This is a genomic window from Kribbella sp. NPDC050470, assembly GCF_044458365.1.
Taxonomy (GTDB): domain Bacteria; phylum Actinomycetota; class Actinomycetes; order Propionibacteriales; family Kribbellaceae; genus Kribbella.
Map to the genome: position 1 here is coordinate 198,176 of NZ_JBITHV010000009.1, position 22,515 is coordinate 220,690.

Consider the following 22,515-nt stretch of genomic DNA (forward strand, 5'->3'; position numbering starts at 1 on the left):
GTGGACGAGCCGGCAACGGTACGACGGCCCCGTGAGATCTGGGACATGGTCAGTGAGGCGGTCGTGTTGCGGGCGAGCCGGCGACGCGCCTTCGCGTGCTCGGTCGGCCATGCTAACCGAGGGCATCCAGACCGCCGAGAAGCCGGTATGACCATGCCGCTGTTTCGTCCGGGCACGCAGGCGGGACCCGCAGACACGCGCGTCCCCACGGCTTCGCCCCGCACGGCTTTGCCCCCACGGCTTCCTCGGCCGGCTTCGGCGTACCGCGAGGTTGCTCGGACACGTAGCGGGGACCTCGGACATCCGACCAGATGTCCGAGGTCCCGAGTTGGTGTCCGAGGTTCGGCGTGACGCGCCGGCACCGCCCCGACCGTGAAGGGCTGCGTGAGGGTCGGCTGTGGTTCGACGCTTAGGTCCGGTGGGCGTGCTTCACGAAGAGGATGGCGTCGGTGGTGGGGAGGTGGGCGGGGTCTAGTGGGGCGTAGCCGTACCAAGGGGACACGCGCGGGACGGGGGTCAGGTCGTGGAGGGCTGCGGGGTCGAGGAGGTAGGTGTCGCCCGGGAGGGTGTAGAGGAGGCCCTCGAGGGTGTTGGGGGGTGGAGTGGTGACGCCTTGGTGGGGGATTGTGCCTAGGGCTGTGGCTAGGTGGGCGTAGTCCTTGCCTAGTTGGGCGCTGACGAGTGCGCCGGCGCTCCACCATTGCGGTGTCTGGTCGCCCAGGCGCATCGAGCTCTTGTTGCGTTGGAGGTGGGCGTTGTGAGCGCTGACGAGGGCTGGGCCACGGTCTGCGATGGCGAGCAGGTTGGCGGCCATCATCGAGTCTCGTACGGCGAGCAGCCACGCCAAGCGGCTCGGCGACGTGTCGGCCATCCAGCGGTGGTAGCGCAGTAGGCCTCTGGCGGTGCGCGCGTACAGCAGAGCCCGCTCCCAGTCGTTCGGTGCGGATGCCTCGATCAGCTGCGGCGCCTGAGCGTTGAGGAGCGCGACCAGGTCGTCGGCAAGCAGTCGCAGCTCTTTGGCTTCAGCGGTCTGACCGACCGACTGGGATGGGTCTCGCATCGCGGCCAGGTTGGTCCACTGATCGTCAGGGCCGAGCAGGCGGTCGAGGGCGTCCGCCGTACAGGGGAGCAAGTCGGTGTCACCCCAGGCGGCGAGGTAGGCGTGCAAACCAGTGAGCGCCTGTCGCGGGCTCGCCGCGGCGGTGATCTCCAGCGGGCCGTCGAAGCCGGCGAACCGCAGTTGCTCGTCAGCGGGACGGCCGTCGTTGTACGAGCGCATCCAATTCACCAGCTCGCGGTTCGCTGGGAATGCACCCCACTCGTGGCTGAATCCGCGCTCCATGACGTCGTCGAGCGTGCCTCGACCCGACCTGACGTAGTCGTCGACGACCAGGCCCATCAGGCAGTCGCTCTCGAGCGCGAACGTCCGATAGCCCTCCTGCTCGACCAGTTGCTGAAACAGCTCGTTCCGCAGCTCGAGCAGAACCTCTTCACCATGCGTCGGCTCACCCAGTCCCAGCAGGCGCGGCTTGCCTGGAAGCAACGCCATCACGCTGGCAGAGTCGACGGTACTGGCAGCTCGTTCGATCCCGGCAGTCATACCTTCAACGGTATCGTTGAAGTCTTCGATGAAGACTTGCCGTCAGCAGCAACGCGGCAGCCAGGCCGAAACCCTCAACACCGAGTGAGGTACGTCGGCGATGGGTCCTAGCATCTGGCCATGGAGCAACAGTTCAGCGGAGAGATCTTCGAGTGGCGAGGCCCAGCGCCGTACTACTTCGTCTCCGTGCCGGAGCAGGCAGGCGTCGCCTTGCGGGACGCGGCCTCGGCCACCAGTTACGGCTGGGGGATGCTCCCGATTCGCGCACGGATCGGCAGCACCGAGTGGAAGACGTCGCTGTGGCCGAAGGACGGCGGCTATCTGCTCCCGTTGAAGGACGCCGTACGCAAGCCCGCAGGACTGGACGCGGGCGATGTGGTGGACGTTCGGCTCATGTTCGACGCGCTGCCTCGTCAGCAGAAGCGACCGGCGGCCAAGCGAGTGCCCGTTCCTCGTACGACGGGCTCGCGCGAACCGGTCACCGCCGAGCAACTCACGATCGTTCCCGCCAACCAGGCGGCGTGGGAGGACCTGCAGGCGATCTTCGGCGCTGCCGGTGACACCGCACGATGCTGGTGCCAACGGTTTCGCATGCTGCCCAAGGAGTCCTGGGCGTCCGAGGGCCCCGAAGAACTCGCCGCCCGGCTTCGCGACCAGACCGCCTGTGGAAACGACAAGGCGCGGGCGACGAGCGGCCTGGTCGCGTACCTCGACGGCGAGCCCGTCGGCTGGTGCGCCGTCGCGCCGCGAGCGGACCACCCGAGACTCTTGCGCGACTACCGCGTCCCGTGGCTCGGCCGCAACGAAGACAAGACCGACCCCACCATCTGGGCCGTCACCTGCTTCGTCACCCGCGCCGGCTACCGCCGCCGAGGCATCGGCCGCGTACTGGCCCAAGCCACCGTCGCCTTCGCCCGCGACCGTGGGGCGACCGCCGTCGAGGGCTACCCGGACTTCGTGGACGGCGGCTCCGTCGGCACTCCCACCATGTTCACTGACGCCGGCTTCACCGAGGTAAGCCGCCCAGGCAACCGCCGGGCTGTCATGCGAATCGCCTTCTGAAAACCACGCAGCGTTTTGTGGCCTGAGACGTCCTTCTTGGTGTTGATGTCGACACAAGGAGTCGTCTGCATGTCTCTGATCCGCCCAATCGCCTTGCTCATCAGCCTCGCGCTGCTGCTGACCGCAGTACCCGGGGCCAGCGCGGGACCGGTCCTGGAGCCACCATCCGAGCAACCCGAGCGCATCAGCTTCCGCGGTGGTGGTGCCACGGCCGCAGTCATCTCGCGGACCGCCGAGCACACCTACGTCATCCCGACGGAAGTCTTGAGTGAGGTCGCCAAGGGCCGCCTGGACCGGTCCCTCTTCGACGTGAAGGGACTCATCGAGCAGGGCTACGACGACGCCCGACGCAAGACGCTGCCGGTGATCGTCCAGTACGACGGCAGCCCGGCCACCGCGCGGACCCGGGCCAAGAACGACGCCTTCGCCGGCACCACGAAGTCCGGGCTCCTCACCTCGATCGGCGCCCGGGCAGCCCAGGTGACCAAGGGCCCGGCCTTCTGGCGCTCCATCAGCGACCCTGCTCCCAGGACCAAGAGCCAACTGGTCGAGCCCCAGATCCGGACCATCCGGCTGGACCGCCGGATGAAGGCCGCCCTGGACCAGAGCGTCGCCCAGATCGGTGCGCCCGCCTCCTGGCTGCGCGGGTTCACCGGTCAGGGCGTCAAGGTTGCCGTCCTCGACACCGGCATCGACAAGACCCACCCCGACCTCGAAGGCCGGGTTGTTGCCGAGGCCAACTTCTCCGGCAGCCCCGACACCCTCGACCGGGTCGGCCACGGCACGCACGTCGCGAGCACGATCGCGGGAACAGGCGCCGCCTCCCAGGGCAAGTACCGCGGCGTCGCTCCGAACGCGGCCCTGCTCAACAGGAAGGTCCTCGACGACGAAGGCTCGGGCACCGATTCCAGCATCATCGCCGGCATGGAATGGGCCGCCGCCCAGGGTGCGAAAGTGGTCAACGTCAGCCTCGGCGGCGAGCCCACCGACGGCACCGACCCGGTGGCGCAGGCGGTCAACACGCTCAGCCGGCAGACCGGCGCACTGTTCGTGGTTGCCGCTGGCAACTGCTTTGACACCACACCCGGCCAGATCGATTCGCCGGCCTCTGCCGACGCGGCGCTCGCCGTGGCCAACCTGACCTGGAGCGGCTGCGTCGTCAGTCCGTTGCCGGGGTTCTTGCGTCGCTTATGTCAACGGGATGTGGCGGGACGCCGTCGGTCAGCAGGTCTGTGAGGAGGTGACCGAGCCGTGGCGGGAAGACGGTCTCGGTCGCCTCGACCAGATCCTGCGCCCGCCACCACCGAAAGCCGAGGATGCTGGAGGCCTCGTACTCGCTCAACTGCGCGGGCACCGGTTCAAAGGCTTCGACCCTGTGCAACAGCCACTTCTCGTGTACGTCGACAACCTGACCGCCGTACTCGTAGGTGTGATCCCGTTGCCAGACCAGAACCCCCATCGGAAGGCCGACCAGCCCGGTCTCCTCGTACGCCTCCCGCGTCGCGGCATCCTGCAACGACTCACCAGCCTCAACACCCCCACCCACGGGATACCAGCAAACGCCCTGCGTCCCCGGATCCCTGGACCGAATGAGCAACACCCGCCCATCCCCGTCCACCAACAACAGCTTCACCGCCAACCTCGCCACAACCGCAACTGTAGAGGCGAGGACTTGTCCGGTCAGACCCGTCGAGTTCAACCGCCGTCGTCTGGGCTGGATGGCGAGATGCTGCCGGACTCGTTGGTGCCAGGCGTTCACTGGGAAACGTCGTCAACCGTGCAAGTCGTCGCCGCGCCGTGAGCGTCCGGCCTGGTCGCGGCGGTGTGGAGTCTTACAGCCACGAACGGTGGTGTGGATCCCAGATGCCTCTGATTCGTTCGCCGCTGAGGACCTCGTCCAGGCAGATGCTCCAGAATGTCAGCGCCGCATTCAGATCCCAGTACTTCCGTGAGTACTCTGCGAACCCCGCGGCGGCACGGGGAAAAGCGACGACCCAGTCTTCACTCGGCGCTTGCACCTTCTTCGGAAGTGTCGTCCGGCGTCGGCCCGCCTCGCGCCGAAGAACCGTAGTCAGGCGCGCCGCATCGAACGGGAGTGCTGCAACGATCCGCACGATGTCGGTCAGATCGCGGTAGCGTGTTGATGCTTCGTCGCCGTTCTGGCCGTACCGCTCGTACAGCGCGCAGATCTTGTCAGCAAGGTGATGTTCGATCGGGGTGGTGGGGACCGACGGCAAATCTTGCAGGGTCGCGTGCTCGATCACTGGCTTCAGCGGCACCTGATCGACCGGGGCGTCGACGTGGCGCCGCGTGGTGAGGTCGATGGTGAAGCTCTCGAAGACTTGCCGGCCGAGTAGACCCCGAGCTTTGACCTTGGCGGTTTCGGCACCATAACCGTAGGGGTCAGCTTCCCGCTGGGCAGTCACTGAATGCAGCTCGAATTCGAACGGATCTCCGTGGTAAGGCCGGCTGGAAAACTGCCGGAGCTCGGACAGCGCCGCTTCGGGACTGGTCCACGGCGTCTCACGGGCCAGATCGACATCCTGGGTGAATCGGCCGCCGCCGGTCCGGATCAGCAGAGCGTTGCCACCCAGCAGCACCCAAGGAGCATTGTGGTCCTGGAAGATGCGGCTGAGGAGGATGGTGAAGATGTACTGCTTGCGGACCGGATCAGCCGCGACGCCACGGCTCTTCGCCTCGTTGGCCAGCTTTGTCCCGAGGGACGCTCGGAGACGGTTCGCTTCCAGCTGAGTCAGCGCGTGTGCCAACTTCGATATCCCTGTCCTGCCGCCTGACGGCATCTTGTGCCTGACGCTTCTGCCCGGCTGTTCGGCGCAACTCCGGCTGCCGGTCAGGCGGAATTTGGGGCGACACCCTAGTGATTGCCTTGGTGTCAGGAAGTGTGGCACTGCGTACGTCTTGAGCTGCTGGACGGAGGTCGATCCCCGGCGCCAGTTGGCGAAGTTGCTCTGCAAACGCCTGCCTGACGACTTCTTCGAGGTGGGGCGCGAGCGTTCGGAGGAGCATCTCCTGCAACTGCGGGGCCAACAACTCCAGCACCCGGGCGTCAGGTAGGTAGCCGGATGTCTTGAGCGCAGCGACGAGCAGGGCGTTTCCGTCTGGAGATCTGAACCGCTCCGCCGCCGACTCAAGTGCCTGAGCTAGGGCGTCGTACGTGACGTCGGTGGTCGTGACGGCATCGCGGACTGCAACGGCGAGATGATCGAAGTCGATGCCGACAGTAGCCAGGTCTTTGACGGTGCGGGCGACAGTTGTCACCGGTAGCCCGTTGACCCAGGAGACGTCTGCATCCGGCAGATCGCGCTTGCGGTACCGCGTATCCGGCTGCGTGGTTTGCCGGCGCACCGCGGTGGTGAATTCATACCTCGAGGGCAGCAGGTCACCGAGTCCGTGCACAGCCGCCGCGGACTCACCCGAAACTACAGCCAGCGGCTGGTTGCCGGCCGGTTGACTTCCGGTGGCCAACCAAGCCGCACGTACGCCCTGCAATGGCCCGGTGTTGGCCGACGGGAGCGCGTAAACGCCATGACGTACACGCTGCACGGTGCCACGGTCGGCGAGGCGCGATAGCTGCATCTTCGACACCCCTACCTCGGATGCCTGGGCCGTGGTCACCAGGCCCCACTGGCTGGAACCAAGAAGCTCCAGCGACTCCAACACGTCTACCGCACGCACTTACTCACCTCCTCAAGTGCTCTGATAGTAACATCTAGCCGTTACTTTCAAAGCATCGGGTGAGAGTGTCTGATACCTCGCGGTGGCGTGGTTAGAGGCTGGGGCGGATTTCGTGTTCCGCGTGGGCGGCGGCGTGGGAATCGGCGGCTCGGCGGCAGAGGTCCATGAGGTCGGACTCGTTCTTGACCTGCTGGCGGGCTTCGGGGCCCAGGGCGATGATGTGGTCGCGGGCGGCGAGGAGGCGGAGGAAGATGCGTTCGCGTTCGGCGGCGTCCATCGTGTACTCGGCGTCCAGGTAGGCGGCGGCGTCGCGGCGGATGTGGGCCATGGCGGTCTGGGTTCGGCCGCGGGTGCTGAGCAGGGAGGCCAGGACGGTGATCACCAGGACACCCATGATGACCACGAGGGACAGGCCGGTGCTGATCTCGGCGACGTCGACGTGCTCGCCGTCGTTGACGAACGGCAGGTTGTTCTCGTGCAGCGCGTGCAGGATCAGCTTGGCGCCGATGAAGGCGAGGATCGCGGCCAGGCCGAAGGACAGGTAGATCAGCCGGTCCAGCAGGCCGTCCAGGAGGAAGTAGAGCTGGCGGAGGCCGAGCAGGCTGAATGCGGTCGCGGTGAACACGATGAACACGTTCTGCGTGAGCCCGAAGATCGCCGGGATCGAGTCCAGCGCGAACATCAGGTCGGTGCCGCCGATCGCGGCCATCACCAGCACCATCGGCGTCATCAGCCGGCGGCCGTCGATCGTGGTGAAGAGCCGGTCTCCGTCGAAGTCCTCGCTGGTGCGGAAGAACCGCCGGGCCAGCCGTACGACGATGTTCTGCGCGGAGTGTGATTCCTCGGTCTCGGGTTTCAGCATGTTGCCCGCGGTCAGCAGCAGTGCGATCCCGAACAGGTAGAACACCCAGGAGAACGTGTTCAGCAGCGCCGAGCCGAGGAAGATGAACCCGGCCCGGGCGATCAGCGAGAAGACGATGCCGAACAGCAGCACCTTCTGCTGGTTCTCCCGCGGCACCCGGAAGCTGGTCATGATGATCAGGAACACGAACAGGTTGTCGACCGACAGCGCTTTCTCGGTGATGTACCCGGCGAAGTACTCCGAGCCCATCGCCGTACCGCCGAAGACGAGGCAGCCGAGGCCGAACAGCACCGCGATCCCGACGTACACCGCGGACCAGATCGCGGCCTCGCGCAGCGTCGGCACGTGCGCTGAGCGGACGTGGAAGAAGTAGTCGAACGCGAGCAGTGCGAGGATCGCGGCCAGCGTCAGGATCCACACCAGCGGTGAGACCGTCATCGTTCCTCCGTACGGCGCGGGGCATGAGGTGTCCCGCGTACGGCGCGGGACACCGGCCAGCCAATCACGTCGGACCCACCTGTGTCGCTCAACGACTACGAACGGCCTTTGACCAGGGCGACCAGGTAGCGGCAGGGCGAGCCGGCGGGGTTGTGGAAGGTGGTGGGCGACGGCGGGCCGAGTTGGAGGCAGTCGCCGGTGTGCAGGTCGTGGACGACCGGCCCCTCGTGGAAGCGGAGGTGGCCGTCGAGGATCCAGAGCTGCTGGTACTTGAAGATGTAGGCGTCGGCCGGGTACGAGACCGAGGCGCCGGGTGGGAGCTCGACCTCGACGAGCTCGAGCGGGCCGTCGGTGACCGGCGAGACCGCGCGCCGCAGGTAGCCGGTGGCCGGGTCGGTCCACACGGGCTGGTCGGCCTGGCGGCGGAGGAGGTCGCCGGTGGTCTCCGCGCGGGCGACCAGCTCGGACAGGGTCATCCCGAGTGCGCCGGACAGCCGGCCGAGAAGGACCGCGGTCGGCTGCGCCTCGCCGCGTTCGATCTTGCCGATCATCGCCCGGGACACCCCCGAACGCTCGGCGAGCGCGTTCACGGACAGGTCCTGCGCGACCCGGGCAGCCTGCACCGTTGCCGCGAGCGAGGCGGACAATTGATCCAACATGGTTGCCACTATAGCGGCAGCTGTGGCTACTATCGTGGCATGGCAAAAGTCAGAGACGCTTCACCGCTGGATGGCGAGGCCTGCGCGGCGATCTACGCGCCGTACGTCACCGACACCGCGATCACCTTCGAGATAGAGCCGCCGTCCGCGGGCGAGATGGCTCAGCGGATCGCCGACGCCCAGACGACGCACGCCTGGCTGGTGCTCGAGGACGACGACGGCCGGGTGGTCGGCTACGCGTACGCGGGTCAGATGAAGCCGCGAGCGGCGTACCGCTGGTCCTGTGAGGTGAGCGTCTACCTCGAGCTCGGCCGGCGCCGGACCGGTGGCGGGCGCGCCCTCTACGAGGCGTTGTTCGAGCGGCTGGCCGAGCGCGGATTCCGTACGGCGATCGCCGGCATGACCCTCCCGAACGACGCCAGCGTGGGCCTGCACACCGCGCTCGGCTTCGAGGAGATCGGCACCTACCGCCGGATCGGGTGGAAGCTCGACGCCTGGCACGACGTGCACTGGCGGCAGCGTGCGCTCGCCGTACTGCCGGACCCGCCGGAGGAGACGCGTTAGCTCATCGGCGGGCACTTGCCGCCCGGCTCGGTGACGAGCTCGAAGTGCCAGATCTCGTTGGACAGCGTCTGGCACAGGCCGAACCGAGCGCCCTTGCGGATCAGCCAGTAGTCGGCGGCCGTCGGGCCGATGTCGACCGCGTCGCCGGTCACGTGGTGCGAGTCCTCGGGCGTGGAGACGTACTCGAGGGCCTTCTTCTTGCTGCCGTACTTGGCGATCGCGCGGTCGAGCAGTTCCTGCTGGTACTTCTTGCTCCGCCAGCCGGTGTTCACGTTCATCGTGATGCCGTCCTTCCGCATCGCGGTCTCGGCCTGCTGGACGGCCTTCAGCAGGTCCGGGTCGAGCTTGGCGATGCCGGGCAGATCGGTGTCGAAGGCCGACGCCTTGTCCGGGAGTACGCCGTCATCCGGGCCGGCCGGACCCGAGGATGTCGTCGCAGACTCGGGCGGAGGCGGCTCGCTCTGGGCGTTGACCGACGTACAGGCCGCGACGGCGAAACTGGTCGCCGCGGCGACGATCGCCAGGGCGCTCAGTGCCGTCATCCGGCGTTCGCGTTTGACCAGCTGATCGGTGAGCATGGCAACAGTTCATCCGGGCGCAGGTTGCCGGAGCGTCTGCGTTTGCGCATACGTTTTCGATACGCGCGGCCTGATTCACTGGATGTCGCCGGTCCTTTTGGTTCTTGCCGGCCGGTTCAACTGACTGGGGTTGTCAGCGGATGGGAAAGGAGCTCGGTCCAGGCCGACTTTGCCTGCCGTTGTTCGCGCCAGATACTCGGCACCCGACCGAGTGCCAGCACACTCTTCACGAGCTCGACCGGGTCGACGTCGCCGGACAGACGGCCAAGGGTCACCTCCTGGTTCGCCTTGTCCAGTGCGCCGAGGTCACCCGTGAACCAGATGATCCGTTTCTCGTTGCCGATCGCGACTCGAATCGCTCCCTCGGTCAACCACTTGATTCCCAGCGCGGGCGGTGCGGCGCCGAGGTAACGGACCCACTCCAACGGGGCGGCCAGTGGGTCGTGGCGTCCGTCGTCGAAGACGACGATGGGCTCCGTCCCGTCGAGGAGGATGAGGTGAAGCCGGCCTCTGCGGGCTGGTCCGGGGATCCAGATTCGGCCGGACCGGTGGTTCGGCATCCATATCGCCACGGGCGAACCTCGGGCGGTGCGAGGATCCGGTCATGCCTGAGTACGTTGCGCCTGATGGGGTTGAGTTGGTCTACCACCTGGTGGGGGAGGGGGAGCCGGTGGTTTGTGTGCCTGGGGGGATGTTGGGGAGTGCCTACCTGGGGGAGTTGGGTGGGCTGGCGAGGCACCGGCAGTTGGTGATGGTGGATCTTCGGGGGACTGGGGAGTCGGGTGGGGAGAGCTGGCCGTGTGATCGGTTGGTGGGGGACTTGGAGGCGTTGCGGCGGCACCTGGGAGTGGAGCGGGTGACGCTGTTGGGGCATTCGGCGGGGGCGAGCCTGGTGACGTTGTACGCGGCGGCATACCCAGAGCGGGTGGAGAAGTTGGTGTTGGCTACGCCGGGGACGCGGGCCGTGGGGATCGAGGTGACGGCGGACCGGCGGCGGGCTGTGCTCGAGAAGCGGAAGGGCGAGGCCTGGTATCGGCAGGTGTCGGCGGCGTTCGAGGCGATTCAGACCGGCGAGGGCAGCGACTGGGCCGCGTTGAATCCGATGGCGTACGCGCGGTGGGACGCCGAAGCACGGGCCCAGCAGGAGCTTGAGGACAGACTGGCCAACTACGAGGCGCTGGGGATCTTCAACTCACCGGAGGCGTTCGACGCCGCGGCGACTCGGGCCGCGCTGAGCAAGGTCGAAGCCCCGGCCTTGGTGCTGGCCGGGGCTCTCGACTGGGGGACGGACACGGTTGCGGCGGAGGAGTTCGCCGAAGCGTTTCCCAACGCGCAGTACGTCGTACTGCCCGGCGTCGCGCATCATCCGTGGCTGGACGACGCCGATGCCTTCGTGGCGACGGTGACCGGGTTCCTCAGGCGTTGACGCCGTGGTCGCTGAGCCACGGCTCCGGGTCGATCTGGACGTCGCCGCCGCGGAGGACCTCGAAGTGGAGGTGCGGGCCGGTGGTGTTGCCGGTCATGCCGATGGCGCCGACCTGCTCGCCGGTGGAGACCATGTCGCCGACCGAGACGTCGAACTCGGACATGTGGCTGTACGACGTGACCGTGCCGTCGGCGTGCCGGACCTTCACCTGGCGGCCGTACGCACCGGCGTACGCGGCCTGGATGACCTCACCGGCCATCACCGAGCGGACCGGAGTGCCGAGGGGGGCCGCGAAGTCGAGGCCGGTGTGGTTGCGGGCCCAGCGACCGCCGGCCTGGCCGAAGTGCGCGGTCAGGCGGTAGCCGGTGGTCGGCAGGACGACCTTGTTGGTGTTCGCCTTCTCGGCAGCCTTGGCCTTGGCGATCGCGACAGCCTTCGCGGCGGCCAGTGCGCGGGCCTGGGCGGCGGCCTTCTTCGCGGCGGCTGCCTTGGCGGCGGCGAGCGCGAGGGCGCGGCGCTGCGTCAGGGTCGCGTTCGCGGCCAGGCGCGCGGCACGGGCCTGCGCCGCCTTCTCGGCCTGCGCCTTGCGGGTCGCCGCGAGGGACAGGTCGATCCGGGACGCGTCACGCGACGCGAGGTCCCGCCGTTCGACCCGGGCCGCGGTCAGAGCGTCGGCCTGCGAGGGGCTCAGGCCGGTGCTCGCCGTGGAGGGTCCGGAAGCGGAGGAGCTGACGCCGACTGCGGTCGTGCCGGCCGCGGCGGCCAGAGCGGCGGTGAGGCCGATCAGCTGAGTGCGGCGGTTGGTACTTCGGCGGGACAGACGATGTTTGGCGACCCGGCGCGGGGCGACCGGGACGTCATGCTGAGGAGACACAGGGGAGGGCCTTCCAGGGAGGGGCACCGCTGCGAGGGGTACAGCGGCCCAACGACCATAACGAGAAGGTCACAGGCCCTCAAACGCCGAGTGCGCGCAGATGAACAAAATCGCACACGTACGGTGAGTGGCTCCTGCCCCCGTGTAGAGGCCCAAGCGTGAATCCGACCCGTGGGTAATTGAATCCGTGCGTGACACGGATCACGTCCCAAATGGCGCCCAGCAGCCCTGCCAGACCGGTATAAGGCGGCCAGTTACTGACCTTCCACAGTCGACTCGCAGCGGGTCCGCCGCGGGGAGAGGGAGGTGCGAACAACGTCTGCTGAGGGGAGACAGCGGTGTGTTGGCGGGATCCGGGTCGGTAGGACTGGGTGCATGCGAATCGCGATTCTCGGTGGGACCCGGTTCATCGGGCGGGCAGTGGTCGAACTGTTGGCGGCGGAAGGGCATGAGCTGCTGGTCGTGCATCGCGGGGAGCATGAGCCCGCGGGGTTGCCTGACGTCGAGCATGCGCATGTTGATCGGCATGACGGAGCTGCGCTGGCTGGTGTGTTGAGGTCGTTCGGGGTTGAGGGGCTGGTCGACATCTCCGGGATGAATGCGGCGGCGGCCGACGCGGCGCTGGGGGCGGTCGGGGCGGAGGTGAAGCTGGTGGCGATCTCGAGTGGAGATGTGTACCGCGCGTACGACGGCCTGCACTTCGACCGGACGACGGACGGGGTGCCGCTGACGGAAAAGGCGCCGTTGCGGGAGCGGCGGTTCGTGGACGGGCCGCAGTACGAGAACCTCGAGATGGAGGAGCGGTACCTGCCGCGGGGTGCGACGGTGCTGCGACTGGGGGCGGTGTACGGCGAGCACGACTACCAGCGGCGGTTCGAGTTCGTGCTGCGGCGGGTGCGGGCCGGGCGGAAGCGGATTCCGGTCGGGTCGGGGCAGTTCCTGTTCAGCCGGGTGTACGTCGGGGATGTGGCGACCGCGGTGTCGCTGGCGCTGGCCGGGGACCACCGGGGTACGGCGTTCAACGTGGTCGAGCCTGTGACCGCGCCGTACCGGCTGTTCGCAGAGCAGATCCTGGCGGCGGCGGGGGCCTCGGACGTGGAGCTGGTGACGGTCCGGGACGACCTGCTGCCCGAGGACCTGGCGTTGACCGGGACGCTGAACCAGCACCTGCTGATGGACTCGTCGAAGGCGCATCGTGTGCTCGGGTGGGCGCCGGCCGACCCGGCGGCGAGTCTGCGTCGGGCGGTGGCCTGGCACCTGGAGAATCCGCCCTCAGACGCCTCGGACGACTTTTCGGCCGATGACGCCGTACTGGACTGAAAATTGGTCAGAAGCACTCCGCGGAGACGGTATGCTTTCCGGGTCGGACTGAGGGGGGTGCAGGGTCCAGCCGGCTCGATTTCACATCGAGGCTGCGGACCGTGTAATCTCTCTCCTCGGCCCGCCCCTTTAGCTCAGTCGGCAGAGCGTCTCCATGGTAAGGAGAAGGTCTACGGTTCGATTCCGTAAAGGGGCTCTGAGAACGGCATCTCACCCGGTCCGCCGGGTGGGGTGACGGACTCTCCCGGCGGGGTAGCTCAGGTGGTTAGAGCACACGGCTCATAATCGTGGTGTCGCGGGTTCGACTCCCGCCCCCGCTACCCACCAATGCAGTAGTTCGAGAGTGCGATCACCCAAGTTGCGCACTCATGATCAAGAAGAGGCAGCAGTGGCCAAGGCAACCGACATCCGCCCGAAGATCACGCTGGCGTGCACCGTCTGCAAGGAGCGCAACTACATCACCAAGAAGAACCGGCGGAACGACCCGGATCGTCTTGAGCTGAAGAAGTACTGCTTCCGCTGCAACGACCACACCGCCCACCGCGAAACCCGCTGACCTCCAGCTCTACAGAGTTTCCGCGAGGCCGCTTCGGTTACCCGAAGCGGCCTTTCGCTGTGCCTGGGGACGGGCTAGACCGTGAGGATTGGGCGGCCGGCTTCGTAGGCGGTGAGGCGTTGGTCACGGGGGGTCAGGCAGCAGGAGCCGCAGAGGGTGTTGGTGCCGGACTCGCTGGTGTAGTAGAGGCAGCACGTGTTGCGGAGGTAGACGAGCTTGCCGCCGGCGATCTCGACGTCGCCGAGGCGGGACAAACCACCCGGGGCGTGGCCGACGAAGGTTTTCCAGCGGTCCAGAAGGTAGGCCGGGGAGACGGTCTCCACCTCGCGCGTCGCCGCGCAGAAGCCCATCGCGCAGCCCGCCGCGACGCCGCCGTGAAGCTGGCGAAGGCCGGCCCGGGTACGGCGGTGGAGCTCAGCGGAGAGTGGTAGCAGATGCTCCCGGAGCACCACGTCATACAGGGTCTCCAGACCGCCCGGGAGGAAGCGGGCAGACCGGATCGCCACCGCGGCCAGCCCGTGCCCGTCGTGTGGCCGGACCCACAGGTTCTCCGGGCGGATGTCGAGGACGCGGCCTTCCAGCGCCCACAGCAGTAGCGCGGTCGCGGGTGCGCGACCGGCGTAGAACGACATCAGGCTGAGTGCGTTCGCGTGGGCCGACCGGTGTCCGCTGGCGTCGTGGTCCCGCTTGAGCAGCTCGGTCAGCTCGGGGCTGTCCGGCTCCAGGATGCGGTCCACCCGGAGCCACTCGGACCCGGTCGGCGCACCGATCTCCAGCTTGTACCGGGGCGCGTACCTGTCCAGCGCTGTCACTGCCGTCACATTCAACCTTCCCAGTCCGGTCTTACTGAGAGTGGGTGGCGGCACTCGCCGCCTTAGTCTGCCAGTAGGGTTACGAAATATGACGATCGACGCCACGATGGTCGGCCGGAGCTACGCGGCCGCCGAGTCCTACCAGGTCGGCCGGGAGAAGATCCGTGAGTTCGCCGACGCGATCGGCGACCCGAACCCGGCGTACCGGGGTGCTGACGCGGTCGCGCCGCCCACCTTCGGGTTCGTGCTCGGCAGCCGGGCGCTGGAGCAGCTGCTGAGCGACGAGGAGCTCGGCCTGCGGCTGGACCGGATCGTGCACGGCGCGCAGAAGTTCAGCTACACCCGCCCGATCAAGGCCGGCGACGACATCGCCGCGACCGCGACCATCACCGCCGTACGCAAGGCCGGTCCCGTCGAGGTGATCATGTACGACACCGCCCTGACCACCGTCGACGGTGAGCCGGTCGCCACCTCGACCTCCACCCTCTCGCACAACCGGGCGGATGCATGAACAGCGCACAACCCGGCCTCGAGCTCCCGCCGCTGACCGTCACGTTGCGGCGCGAGGACCTGGTCCGGTACGCCGGCGCGAGCGGCGACTTCAACCCGATCCACTGGAGCGACCGGATGGCGGCCGCGCTCGGCCTGCCCGGCGTGATCGCGCACGGCATGCTCACCATGGCCACCGCGGCCCGCGTCGTCACCGACTGGCTCGACGACCCCGCCGACCTGGTCGAGTACGGCGTACGGTTCACCAAGCCGGTCGTCGTACCGGATGACGACAAGGGTGCGAGCGTGACGTTCTCGGCGAAAGTCGACAAAGTCGCCGACGGGTTGGCCGAGATCGACATCACCGCGATCGCCGGCGAGGAGAAGGTGCTCGGCCGGGCCAGGGCGGTCGTGCGCGTCCAGTGAAGACTCATGTGCGCCTGGCCGACTTCACCACCCTCCGGATCGGCGGGCCGGCCGACAAGCTGGTCGAGGTGACCACCGAGGACGACCTGGTCACCGCGGTCCGGGACGCCGACGCCACCGGAGAGCCGGTGCTGCTGCTGTCCGGCGGCAGCAACGTGGTGATCGGCGACGACGGGTTCCGCGGCACCGTGATCAAGGTCGTCACCCGCGGGATCCGGGTCGACGCGGACATGTGCTCCGGCGCGATGGTCCACATCCAGGCCGGCGAGGACTGGGACACCGTCGTCCAGCGCGCGATTGCCGAGGAATGGAGCGGCCTGGAGTCGATGTCCGGCATCCCCGGGCTGACCGGTTCGACCCCGGTGCAGAACGTCGGCGCCTACGGCCACGAGGTCGCCGAGACGATCGCGTCCGTGCGGGTCTGGGACCGGGTCGACAACCAGGTCCGGACGGTCTTCGCGGCCGACTGCGGCTTCAGCTACCGCAACTCGCGCTTCAAGGCCGACCCCTCGCGCTACGTCGTACTCGAGGTCACTTTCCAGCTCAGGCTCGGCGACTTGTCCGCACCGGTCGGGTACGCCGAGCTGGCCCGCGTGCTCGAGGTCGAGCCAGGGGCGCGGGCGCCGATGACCGACGTACGGGAAGCCGTGCTGGGGCTGCGGCGGGGCAAGGGCATGGTGCTGGACGAGGCCGACCACGACACGTGGAGCGCCGGCTCGTTCTTCACCAACCCGATCCTGAACGCGGCGGCCGACGTACCGGCGGGTGCTCCGCAGTGGCCGCAGCCGGACGGCCGGGTGAAGACGAGCGCGGCCTGGCTGATCGAGCACGCCGGTGTCGCGAAGGGGTTCGCGATCGGGGCCGCCTCGGTGTCGACCAAGCACACGCTGGCGCTGACGAACCGCGGCGGCGCCACCGCCAAGGAGGTCCTCGCGCTGGCCGCGCACATCCGCGCCCAGGTCCAGCAGGCCTTCGGCATCACCCTGGTCAACGAACCCGTCCTGGTGAACGCCAGTCTCTGAACGTTCTCTTGTTCTTCGGCTCGGGGTCCGTTAGGTGTGAATGACTTACGGATCCCGACCCCGTTGCAGGAGGATTCATGCGAGACCAGTTGGGCCGCCGACATTTCCTGACCCTGGCCGGAGCCGCCGCCGTTGCTGTTGCCGTTGTGCCGGAGGCGCGAGCTTCCGGCGACCTGTTCACGCTGGGGGTAGCCTCCGGCGATCCGCAGCCGGACGGCGTCGTGCTGTGGACCCGCCTCGCGCCCGAGCCCGTCGCCCCGGACGGGTACGGCGGTATGCCGGACAAGCGCTACCAGGTGAAGTGGGAGGTCGCCGAGGACCCGACCTTCCGCCGGATCGTCCGTCGCGGAGTCGAGCACGCCGTCCGCGAGTGGGGCCACTCCGTCCACGCCGAGGTGCACGGCCTGCGGCCGGACCGCGAGTACTGGTACCGGTTCGTCGTCGGCGACCAGATCAGTCCGGTCGGCCGGACCCGGACCGCGCCGGCGCTCTTCAGCCGGCTGAACGAACTGACCTTCGCGTTCGCGAGCTGCCAGGCCTACTCCGACGGCTTCTTCACCGCTTACCGGCACATGGCCGACGAGGACCTCGATCTCGTCGTCCACCTCGGCGACTACATCTACGAGGGCGGTGGCGCGGGCACGATCGGTCGCGCGCACATCCCGGCCGCCGAGGTGTTCAGCCTCGCCGACTACCGGGTCCGTTACGGGCAGTACAAGTCCGACCCCGACCTCAAGGCGGCGCACGCCGCGGCGCCGTGGGTGGTCGCGCCCGACGACCACGACGTCGAGAACAACTGGGCCGGCGACATCTCCCAGATCGACACCGAGCCCGATCAGGACCCGGCTGTGTTCCGCCAGCGCCGGGCTGCGGCGTACCAGGCGTACTACGAGAACCTGCCACTTCGCCGTACGTCGATGCCGCGTGGACCCGAGATGCAGGTCTACCGGCGGCTGACCTTCGGCAACCTGCTCCAGCTGAACGTGCTCGACACCCGCCGCTTCCGCACCGACCAGCTCGAGTGCGTGCGCGGCTGCGACGACCGGTTCGACCCGGCGCGGACCATGCTGGGTGCCGAGCAGGAGAAGTGGCTGCTCGACGGGCTGGGCCGATCGCACGCGCGCTGGAACGTGCTCGGGAACCAGATCTTCGCGTTCGAGGCCGACCACGACGCGGGCGAGTCGGAGCGCTACGGCATGGACACCTGGGACGGGTACGCCGCCGCGCGGCAGCGACTGTTCGACGGCCTGGTCCAGCGCAAGGTGGACAACTTCGTGATGATCACCGGCGACGCCCACCGCAGCGTGGCTGCGGACCTCAAGCTGAACTTCGCCGACCTGTCGTCGCGGACCGTCGGCACGGAGTTCCTCGGTACGTCGATCAGCTCGGGCGGCAATGGCGTCGACACAGACGCGCTCGGCGTGACCTGGCTCGCGGAGAACCCGCACATGCGGTTCCACAACAGCCAACGCGGTTACCAGCGCTGCGTGGTCACGCGATCCGGGTGGCGGACCGACTATCGCGTCGTACCCGAGGTGACCGTGTCCGGCGGGCCGGTGATCACTCGCGCCGGGGTCACGGTCGAGGCCGGTCGGCCGGGCGTCGCTGACGTGGCCTGAAAAAGATTTGCACCAGGGCTAGGCAAGACCTCCTCCTCTCGCTAATCTTTTGCGAAATCTGGTGGGAGGTGGAGTGTGAGGCGCAAAGGATTTTCACGGCGGGAAGTGCTCGCCGGGCTGGGCGCGGCCGCCGCTGCGGCGGCTGTGCCCGGCTGTTCGTCCGGCGGCGCGCGATCGAGCGCGCTGCAGGTCTGGGGTGGCGTGCCGGCCGCGTCCGGCCCGGCCGACGTGGTGAAGGCGTTCGAGCAGAAGTTCCCGCAGTACAAGGTGAACTACACCCGGTTCGTGAACGATGCCCGCGGCAACCTCAAGCTGGACACCGCGTTGCAGGGCGGGCTCGACATCGACGTGTACTTCACCTACTCCCAGGCGTCGATGGCGCTGCGGGCCGGGTCCGGACTGGCGGCGGACCTGACCGACCGGGTCACCGCCGACCCGGACCTGAAGCCGTTCCTGGACACCGTCGAGCCGCGGGCCTACATCGACAACGGCAAGGTGAAGGCGCTCGCCACTGCCCGCGAGCCCGCGTTCGTGCTGTTCAACGAGAAGCTCCGGCGGCAGGCCGGCCTCGACCTGCCGCGGCAGTGGACGATCGAGGACTACCGCCGTACGGCGCAACGCCTGACCACCGGGTCGACGATCGGCGCCTACACGATCCCCGACGTCGCCCGGATCGCCCTCGGCCCGAACTACTGGTACGACGGCGACCGCTCGAACTTCGGTGATCCGCACTTCGAGCAGGCTTTCCGGCTCGGCCGGGACATGATCCGCGAGGGGTCCGTGTTCCCGCACACCGAGGTGCTGTCCCGGCACCTGGACACCTACCAGCAGAACTCCTTCCTGCGCGAGGAGTTCCACCTGTGGCCGACCGCGCCGTTCAACCTGCGCTACCTGTACGACCCGAAGAAGTATCCGCACGACTTCAAGGTCGCGTTCGCCCCGCCGCCGACGGTCGACGGCAGGGACTGGAACGGCGGCAGCTACAGCAACTTCGTGATGGTCAACCCGACCTCGCCGAAACTCGAGGCGGCCTGGGCATTCGTGAAGTTCTGGCTCACCGAGGGCTCCACGCCGATGCTCAAGGCCGGCAAGCTGCCGACCCTCGGCAACGTCACCGACGACCAGGTGGTCAGCGGCATGCTCGGCAAGGAGCCGGACACGTACTTCGACGTCGAGTCGTTCCGCCGCGTCGTCCTGGACGCCGAGCCCAAGCTCGCCACCGACACCCGCCTGACCGGCTTCCCGGAGATCAGCCTCGCGGTCAAGCAGCAGCGCGACCTGTGCTGGCTGGGCGAGAAGGACCCGGGCGTGGCGATCCGTGAGGTACGGCGCCTCGCCGACGCGGCGATCGCCCGGAACGAGAGGAGGTCCTGATGGCCACCGCCACAGTCACGGCCCCGGACCAGGTCACCACCGGTACGCCGCCGACCCGGACCGGTCAAGGCCCCGGCATCCGGCCGCGGGGCTGGATCGGGTTCCTCTTCATCGCGCCGAACCTGCTCGGGGTCGTCGCCTTCACGCTGATCCCGCTGGTCAGCGTCATCGTGCTCGCCTTTACCGACTGGAACCTGGTGTCCGGGCTCGGCGGCATCACGTTCAACGGCCTCGACAACTTCGTCGCGATCGCCCAGGATCCCGGGTTCTGGCGGGCAGCGCTGCTGACCCTGGTGTATGTCGGGGTGAGCGTGCCGCTGACCGTCGTCCTCGGGTTGGGGCTCGGGATCGCGCTGAACCGGCCGCTGCCGGGCCGCGCCGTACTGCGGGCGATCTTCTTCCTGCCGTACATCGTCAACGTGGTCGCGATCGGTATGACCTGGCTGATGCTGATGAACCCGAAGGCGGGCCTGGTCAACCAGGTGCTGGACGCGTTCGGGATCCAGCCGGGCTGGTTCGCGTCCTCGCATTGGGCACTGCCCGCGCTGATCGTGATGGCGGTCTGGGGCGGGGTCGGGTACTGCTCGCTGATCTACCTGTCCGCGTTGCAGGACGCGCCGCAGCAACTGTACGAGGCGGCCGACATCGATGGCGCCGGGGCGTGGGCGAAGTTCCGCGTGATCACCTGGCCGGCGTTGCTGCCGACAACGATCTTCCTGCTGGTCACGCTGATCATCGGCGCGTCCCAGGGCTTCGGCCTGATCGCGCTGATCACCGCCGGCGGGCCCGGCGACGCGACCACGACGATCTCCTACTACATGTACCAGACAGGCTTCCAGTTCTACCGGTTCGGCTACGCGTCGGCGATCGGCCTGGTGACGTTCCTCGGCGTCCTCGCGCTGACCCTGGTGACCTGGCGGGCGCAACGCGGAAGGGCCCTCAATGACTAGGTCGAAGTGGCTGTGGGGGATCCCGCTGTGGATCCTGGCGCTCGCGTTCCTCGCGCCGTTCGCGTGGATGCTGTCGACCGCGCTGAAGCCGGACGTGGACGCGTACCGGATCCCGATGCAGTGGATCCCGGATCCGTTCCAGTGGGACAACTACTCGACCGTGCTCAGCGGCGCCACCTCGGTGCTGCCCGCGTTCGGCCGGTCGGTGTTCGTCGCCGTACTGCGGGTGGCCGGTGAGCTGATCACCGCGACCATGGCCGGCTACGCGTTCGCGCGGATGTCGTTCAAGGGCCGGGACCGGCTGTTCCTGCTGTACCTGGCGACCGCGATCATCCCGGCCCAAGTGCTGCTGGTGCCGCGGTTCATCTACTTCCAGAAGCTCGGGCTGTACGACACGCTGTGGGCGCTCATCCTGCCCGGTATGTTCACCGTGCTCGGCACCTTCCTGATGCGGCAGTTCTTCGTCAGCCAGCCGGCCGAGTTCGCCGAGGCGGCCCGGATGGACGGCGCGAACGAGTGGCAGGTGTTCACCCGGATCTACCTGCCGTTGGCGACCCCGGTGATGAGCGCGCTCGGCATCCTGGCGTTCGTCTGGTCCTGGAACGACTACGAGACGCCGCTGGTGCTGATCAGCAACCCGGACCGCTACACGCTGCCGCTCAGCCTGACCAACTTCGTCGACGAGCAGGGCCAGATCGCGCCCGGCCTGACCATGGCCGCCTCGGTGATCTCGATCGTGCCGGTGCTGCTCGTGTTCATCGTCCTGCAACGGCGGTTCATCGCCGCCATGACCCATACGGGGATCAAATGAACGTGTCCGGTGTCTTCCCGCAGCTCGCCCAGATCGGCGACTTCGGTCCGCCGCGCAGCGAGCTCGGCGTCGGTTCGCTGATGCCGTGGAACGGGAAGCTCTACGTCCAGAACTACAACTCGCACAAGGCTCGATCCGGCGCCGGCGTCAGCCTGCGCCGGATCGACGCCGACTTCTCGATGGAGATCGTCGCCGAGACGCTCGGGGTGGACGGCACCTACACCAACCGGTTCGTGCACTTCCCGACCTCGCAGCTGGTGCTCGGGCCGCACGTGATCTCGGCCGACCACAAGATCGTCACGATCCCCGAGCTCCAGCCGCTCCGGGTCTGCGGGACGTCGAGGCACCTGACCAAGCCGGACACGCACGTGTACGTGCTCGCGATGGAAGGCGAGTTGCTCGAGCTCGACCTGACGACGTACGAGTGCACGCAGGTCTTCGACCTCAACGAGGAGCTCGGCACGGACGGCGAGATGAAGGTCCACTACAAGGACTGCTACACGTCGTTCGGCCGCCTCGTCGTCTGCTCCAACGAGTACGCCGAGCCCGAGTGGGCCGGCGTACGGTCGCGGGGACGGTTGGCGTCGTACGACGGGACCTCGTGGACCGTGCTGCGGCAGGACCCGTACACCGCGATCGGTGGGCGGCACGAGTTCGGCGGGACCATCTTCGCGGCCGGGTGGGACCGGGCGTCGGCGATCCTCGAGGTGTTCACCGAGGCGGATCAGAGGTGGACGCGGTACCGGCTGCCGAAGGCGTCGCACTGCTTCGACCACAAGTGGCAGACCGAGTGGCCGCGGATCCGGGAGGTCGAGCACGAGCGGCTGCTGCTCGACCACCACGGCATGTTCTACGAGCTGTCGCCCTGGGCGTACGGGGGCAGGATCTGGGGCGTGCGGCCGATCTCCACACATCTGTGGGTGCTCGGCGACTTCTGCTCGTGGCGCGGGATGCTCGTCGCCGGGGCGGACAACGCGTCGCCGAGTCACGGGCTGAACCCGACCACGGCGGAACCGCAGTCCGGGTTGTGGTTCGGCAAGACCGACGACCTGTGGAGCTTCGGCAAGCCGGCCGGCTGGGGCGGGCCCTGGTGGGAGACGCCGGTGGTCGCGGGTGAGCCGTCGGATCCGTACCTGATGACGGGCTTCGACGGGAAGTGCCTGCACCTGGAGAACTTCGGCGACTCCTCGATGGTCGTGACCGTGGAGATCGACTTCCACGGACACGGGCGGTTCGGTGCGGTCGAGTCGCTGACGGTCGAGCCGGGGCAGATCCGGACGCACGTGTTCCCGCCCGGGTTCAGCGCGCACTGGGTGCGGGTGGTCAGTGACACCGACGGTGTGGCGAGTGCCCAGTTCGTCTATACGTGATGATCAC

The 22,515-nt window shown here is 68.0% G+C and carries 24 protein-coding genes and 2 tRNA genes; 16 read left to right on the plus strand and 10 right to left on the minus strand.

The window, feature by feature from the left end; all coding sequences use genetic code 11:
• Positions 1 to 409: 409 nt before the first annotated feature.
• A complete protein-coding gene (locus ACIBGM_RS27720) occupies positions 410 to 1,600 on the minus strand; it encodes an erythromycin esterase family protein (protein ID WP_360527521.1) in 1,191 nt (396 codons plus the stop codon).
• Between the two features lie 120 nt (positions 1,601 to 1,720).
• Here ACIBGM_RS27720 and ACIBGM_RS27725 point away from each other — a divergent pair, with 120 nt between their 5' ends.
• Both ACIBGM_RS27725 and ACIBGM_RS27730 read left to right on the plus strand, forming a co-directional pair.
• Complete coding sequence (locus tag ACIBGM_RS27725; protein ID WP_396387178.1) at positions 1,721 to 2,662, plus strand: GNAT family N-acetyltransferase; 942 nt, start codon at positions 1,721 to 1,723, stop codon at positions 2,660 to 2,662.
• A 69-nt stretch (positions 2,663 to 2,731) separates the two neighbouring features.
• Positions 2,732 to 3,898 (plus strand): S8 family peptidase, encoded by a 1,167-nt coding sequence (locus ACIBGM_RS27730; RefSeq protein ID WP_396387179.1) that lies wholly within the window; start codon positions 2,732 to 2,734, stop codon positions 3,896 to 3,898.
• Here the strand turns inward: ACIBGM_RS27730 and ACIBGM_RS27735 are convergent.
• The 5 genes from ACIBGM_RS27735 to ACIBGM_RS27755 form a co-directional block, all read right to left on the minus strand.
• On the minus strand, positions 3,822 to 4,310 hold the full coding sequence (locus ACIBGM_RS27735; protein ID WP_396387180.1) for an NUDIX hydrolase: 489 nt from the start codon (positions 4,308 to 4,310) through the stop codon (positions 3,822 to 3,824). The two genes, ACIBGM_RS27730 and ACIBGM_RS27735, sit on opposite strands and share 77 nt — an antisense overlap.
• Before the next feature lie 184 nt (positions 4,311 to 4,494).
• Positions 4,495 to 5,430 carry a nucleotidyl transferase AbiEii/AbiGii toxin family protein gene (locus ACIBGM_RS27740; RefSeq protein ID WP_396387181.1) on the minus strand — a complete coding sequence of 312 codons (936 nt, stop codon included), beginning with the start codon at positions 5,428 to 5,430 and terminating at the stop codon, positions 4,495 to 4,497.
• Positions 5,333 to 6,358 (minus strand): type IV toxin-antitoxin system AbiEi family antitoxin domain-containing protein, encoded by a 1,026-nt coding sequence (locus tag ACIBGM_RS27745; RefSeq protein WP_360527536.1) that lies wholly within the window; start codon positions 6,356 to 6,358, stop codon positions 5,333 to 5,335. The genes ACIBGM_RS27740 and ACIBGM_RS27745 overlap by 98 nt, the downstream gene beginning before the upstream one ends.
• A gap of 91 nt (positions 6,359 to 6,449) precedes the next feature.
• The gene (locus ACIBGM_RS27750) at positions 6,450 to 7,658 is read right to left on the minus strand and encodes a TerC family protein (protein ID WP_360527539.1); all 1,209 of its coding nucleotides are present in this window, start codon (positions 7,656 to 7,658) and stop codon (positions 6,450 to 6,452) included.
• A 95-nt stretch (positions 7,659 to 7,753) separates the two neighbouring features.
• Entirely contained in the window at positions 7,754 to 8,317 is a 564-nt protein-coding gene (locus ACIBGM_RS27755) for an XRE family transcriptional regulator (RefSeq protein ID WP_360527542.1), read from the minus strand.
• A 39-nt stretch (positions 8,318 to 8,356) separates the two neighbouring features.
• On the opposite strand from ACIBGM_RS27755, the gene ACIBGM_RS27760 reads away from it, so the two are divergent.
• Positions 8,357 to 8,881, plus strand: coding sequence for an N-acetyltransferase family protein (locus ACIBGM_RS27760; RefSeq protein ID WP_360527545.1), 525 nt, complete (start codon positions 8,357 to 8,359; stop codon positions 8,879 to 8,881).
• On the opposite strand, the gene ACIBGM_RS27765 is transcribed toward ACIBGM_RS27760, so the two are convergent.
• Both ACIBGM_RS27765 and ACIBGM_RS27770 read right to left on the minus strand, forming a co-directional pair.
• On the minus strand, positions 8,878 to 9,459 hold the full coding sequence (locus tag ACIBGM_RS27765; RefSeq protein ID WP_396387182.1) for a M15 family metallopeptidase: 582 nt from the start codon (positions 9,457 to 9,459) through the stop codon (positions 8,878 to 8,880). The genes ACIBGM_RS27760 and ACIBGM_RS27765 overlap by 4 nt on opposite strands.
• Positions 9,460 to 9,575: 116 nt before the next feature.
• Positions 9,576 to 10,031, minus strand: a complete 456-nt coding sequence (locus tag ACIBGM_RS27770; protein ID WP_396387183.1) for a hypothetical protein — start codon at positions 10,029 to 10,031, stop codon at positions 9,576 to 9,578.
• A gap of 32 nt (positions 10,032 to 10,063) precedes the next feature.
• On the opposite strand from ACIBGM_RS27770, the gene ACIBGM_RS27775 reads away from it, so the two are divergent.
• Entirely contained in the window at positions 10,064 to 10,885 is an 822-nt protein-coding gene (locus ACIBGM_RS27775; protein WP_360527554.1) for an alpha/beta hydrolase, read from the plus strand.
• Here ACIBGM_RS27775 and ACIBGM_RS27780 read toward each other — a convergent pair.
• The gene (locus tag ACIBGM_RS27780) at positions 10,875 to 11,759 is read right to left on the minus strand and encodes a M23 family metallopeptidase (protein WP_396387184.1); all 885 of its coding nucleotides are present in this window, start codon (positions 11,757 to 11,759) and stop codon (positions 10,875 to 10,877) included. The genes ACIBGM_RS27775 and ACIBGM_RS27780 overlap by 11 nt on opposite strands.
• A gap of 375 nt (positions 11,760 to 12,134) precedes the next feature.
• Between ACIBGM_RS27780 and ACIBGM_RS27785 the strand changes: the two genes are divergently transcribed.
• The 4 genes from ACIBGM_RS27785 to rpmG all read left to right on the plus strand — a co-directional run bounded on the left by ACIBGM_RS27785 (position 12,135) and on the right by rpmG (position 13,635).
• Positions 12,135 to 13,079 (plus strand): NAD-dependent epimerase/dehydratase family protein, encoded by a 945-nt coding sequence (locus tag ACIBGM_RS27785; RefSeq protein ID WP_396387186.1) that lies wholly within the window; start codon positions 12,135 to 12,137, stop codon positions 13,077 to 13,079.
• A 123-nt stretch (positions 13,080 to 13,202) separates the two neighbouring features.
• A tRNA-Thr gene (locus ACIBGM_RS27790) sits at positions 13,203 to 13,275 on the plus strand.
• 50 nt (positions 13,276 to 13,325) lie between these two features.
• A tRNA-Met gene (locus tag ACIBGM_RS27795) sits at positions 13,326 to 13,399 on the plus strand.
• A 68-nt stretch (positions 13,400 to 13,467) separates the two neighbouring features.
• Positions 13,468 to 13,635, plus strand: a complete 168-nt coding sequence (gene rpmG, locus ACIBGM_RS27800) for a 50S ribosomal protein L33 (RefSeq protein WP_360527563.1) — start codon at positions 13,468 to 13,470, stop codon at positions 13,633 to 13,635.
• A gap of 74 nt (positions 13,636 to 13,709) precedes the next feature.
• Here rpmG and ACIBGM_RS27805 read toward each other — a convergent pair whose 3' ends face one another.
• Positions 13,710 to 14,456 (minus strand): (2Fe-2S)-binding protein, encoded by a 747-nt coding sequence (locus ACIBGM_RS27805; protein WP_360527566.1) that lies wholly within the window; start codon positions 14,454 to 14,456, stop codon positions 13,710 to 13,712.
• A gap of 79 nt (positions 14,457 to 14,535) precedes the next feature.
• On the opposite strand from ACIBGM_RS27805, the gene ACIBGM_RS27810 reads away from it, so the two are divergent.
• From ACIBGM_RS27810 to ACIBGM_RS27845, 8 genes are all read left to right on the plus strand, one after another.
• Positions 14,536 to 14,958: a MaoC family dehydratase N-terminal domain-containing protein gene (locus tag ACIBGM_RS27810; RefSeq protein ID WP_360527569.1), complete on the plus strand. Its 423-nt coding sequence runs from the start codon at positions 14,536 to 14,538 to the stop codon at positions 14,956 to 14,958.
• Positions 14,955 to 15,362, plus strand: coding sequence for a MaoC family dehydratase (locus ACIBGM_RS27815; RefSeq protein ID WP_360527572.1), 408 nt, complete (start codon positions 14,955 to 14,957; stop codon positions 15,360 to 15,362). Before ACIBGM_RS27810 ends, ACIBGM_RS27815 begins: the two co-directional genes overlap by 4 nt.
• Entirely contained in the window at positions 15,359 to 16,384 is a 1,026-nt protein-coding gene (locus tag ACIBGM_RS27820; RefSeq protein WP_360527575.1) for a UDP-N-acetylmuramate dehydrogenase, read from the plus strand. The genes ACIBGM_RS27815 and ACIBGM_RS27820 overlap by 4 nt, the downstream gene beginning before the upstream one ends.
• Before the next feature lie 77 nt (positions 16,385 to 16,461).
• Complete coding sequence (locus tag ACIBGM_RS27825) at positions 16,462 to 18,003, plus strand: alkaline phosphatase D family protein (protein WP_396387187.1); 1,542 nt, start codon at positions 16,462 to 16,464, stop codon at positions 18,001 to 18,003.
• A 105-nt stretch (positions 18,004 to 18,108) separates the two neighbouring features.
• Positions 18,109 to 19,377, plus strand: a complete 1,269-nt coding sequence (locus tag ACIBGM_RS27830) for an ABC transporter substrate-binding protein (RefSeq protein WP_396387188.1) — start codon at positions 18,109 to 18,111, stop codon at positions 19,375 to 19,377.
• Positions 19,377 to 20,327, plus strand: coding sequence for a carbohydrate ABC transporter permease (locus ACIBGM_RS27835; protein WP_396387189.1), 951 nt, complete (start codon positions 19,377 to 19,379; stop codon positions 20,325 to 20,327). Before ACIBGM_RS27830 ends, ACIBGM_RS27835 begins: the two co-directional genes overlap by 1 nt.
• Positions 20,320 to 21,138 carry a carbohydrate ABC transporter permease gene (locus tag ACIBGM_RS27840; protein ID WP_396387190.1) on the plus strand — a complete coding sequence of 273 codons (819 nt, stop codon included), beginning with the start codon at positions 20,320 to 20,322 and terminating at the stop codon, positions 21,136 to 21,138. Before ACIBGM_RS27835 ends, ACIBGM_RS27840 begins: the two co-directional genes overlap by 8 nt.
• Positions 21,135 to 22,508: a hypothetical protein gene (locus tag ACIBGM_RS27845; RefSeq protein ID WP_360527590.1), complete on the plus strand. Its 1,374-nt coding sequence runs from the start codon at positions 21,135 to 21,137 to the stop codon at positions 22,506 to 22,508. Before ACIBGM_RS27840 ends, ACIBGM_RS27845 begins: the two co-directional genes overlap by 4 nt.
• The last annotated feature ends 7 nt before the right edge of the window (positions 22,509 to 22,515 follow it).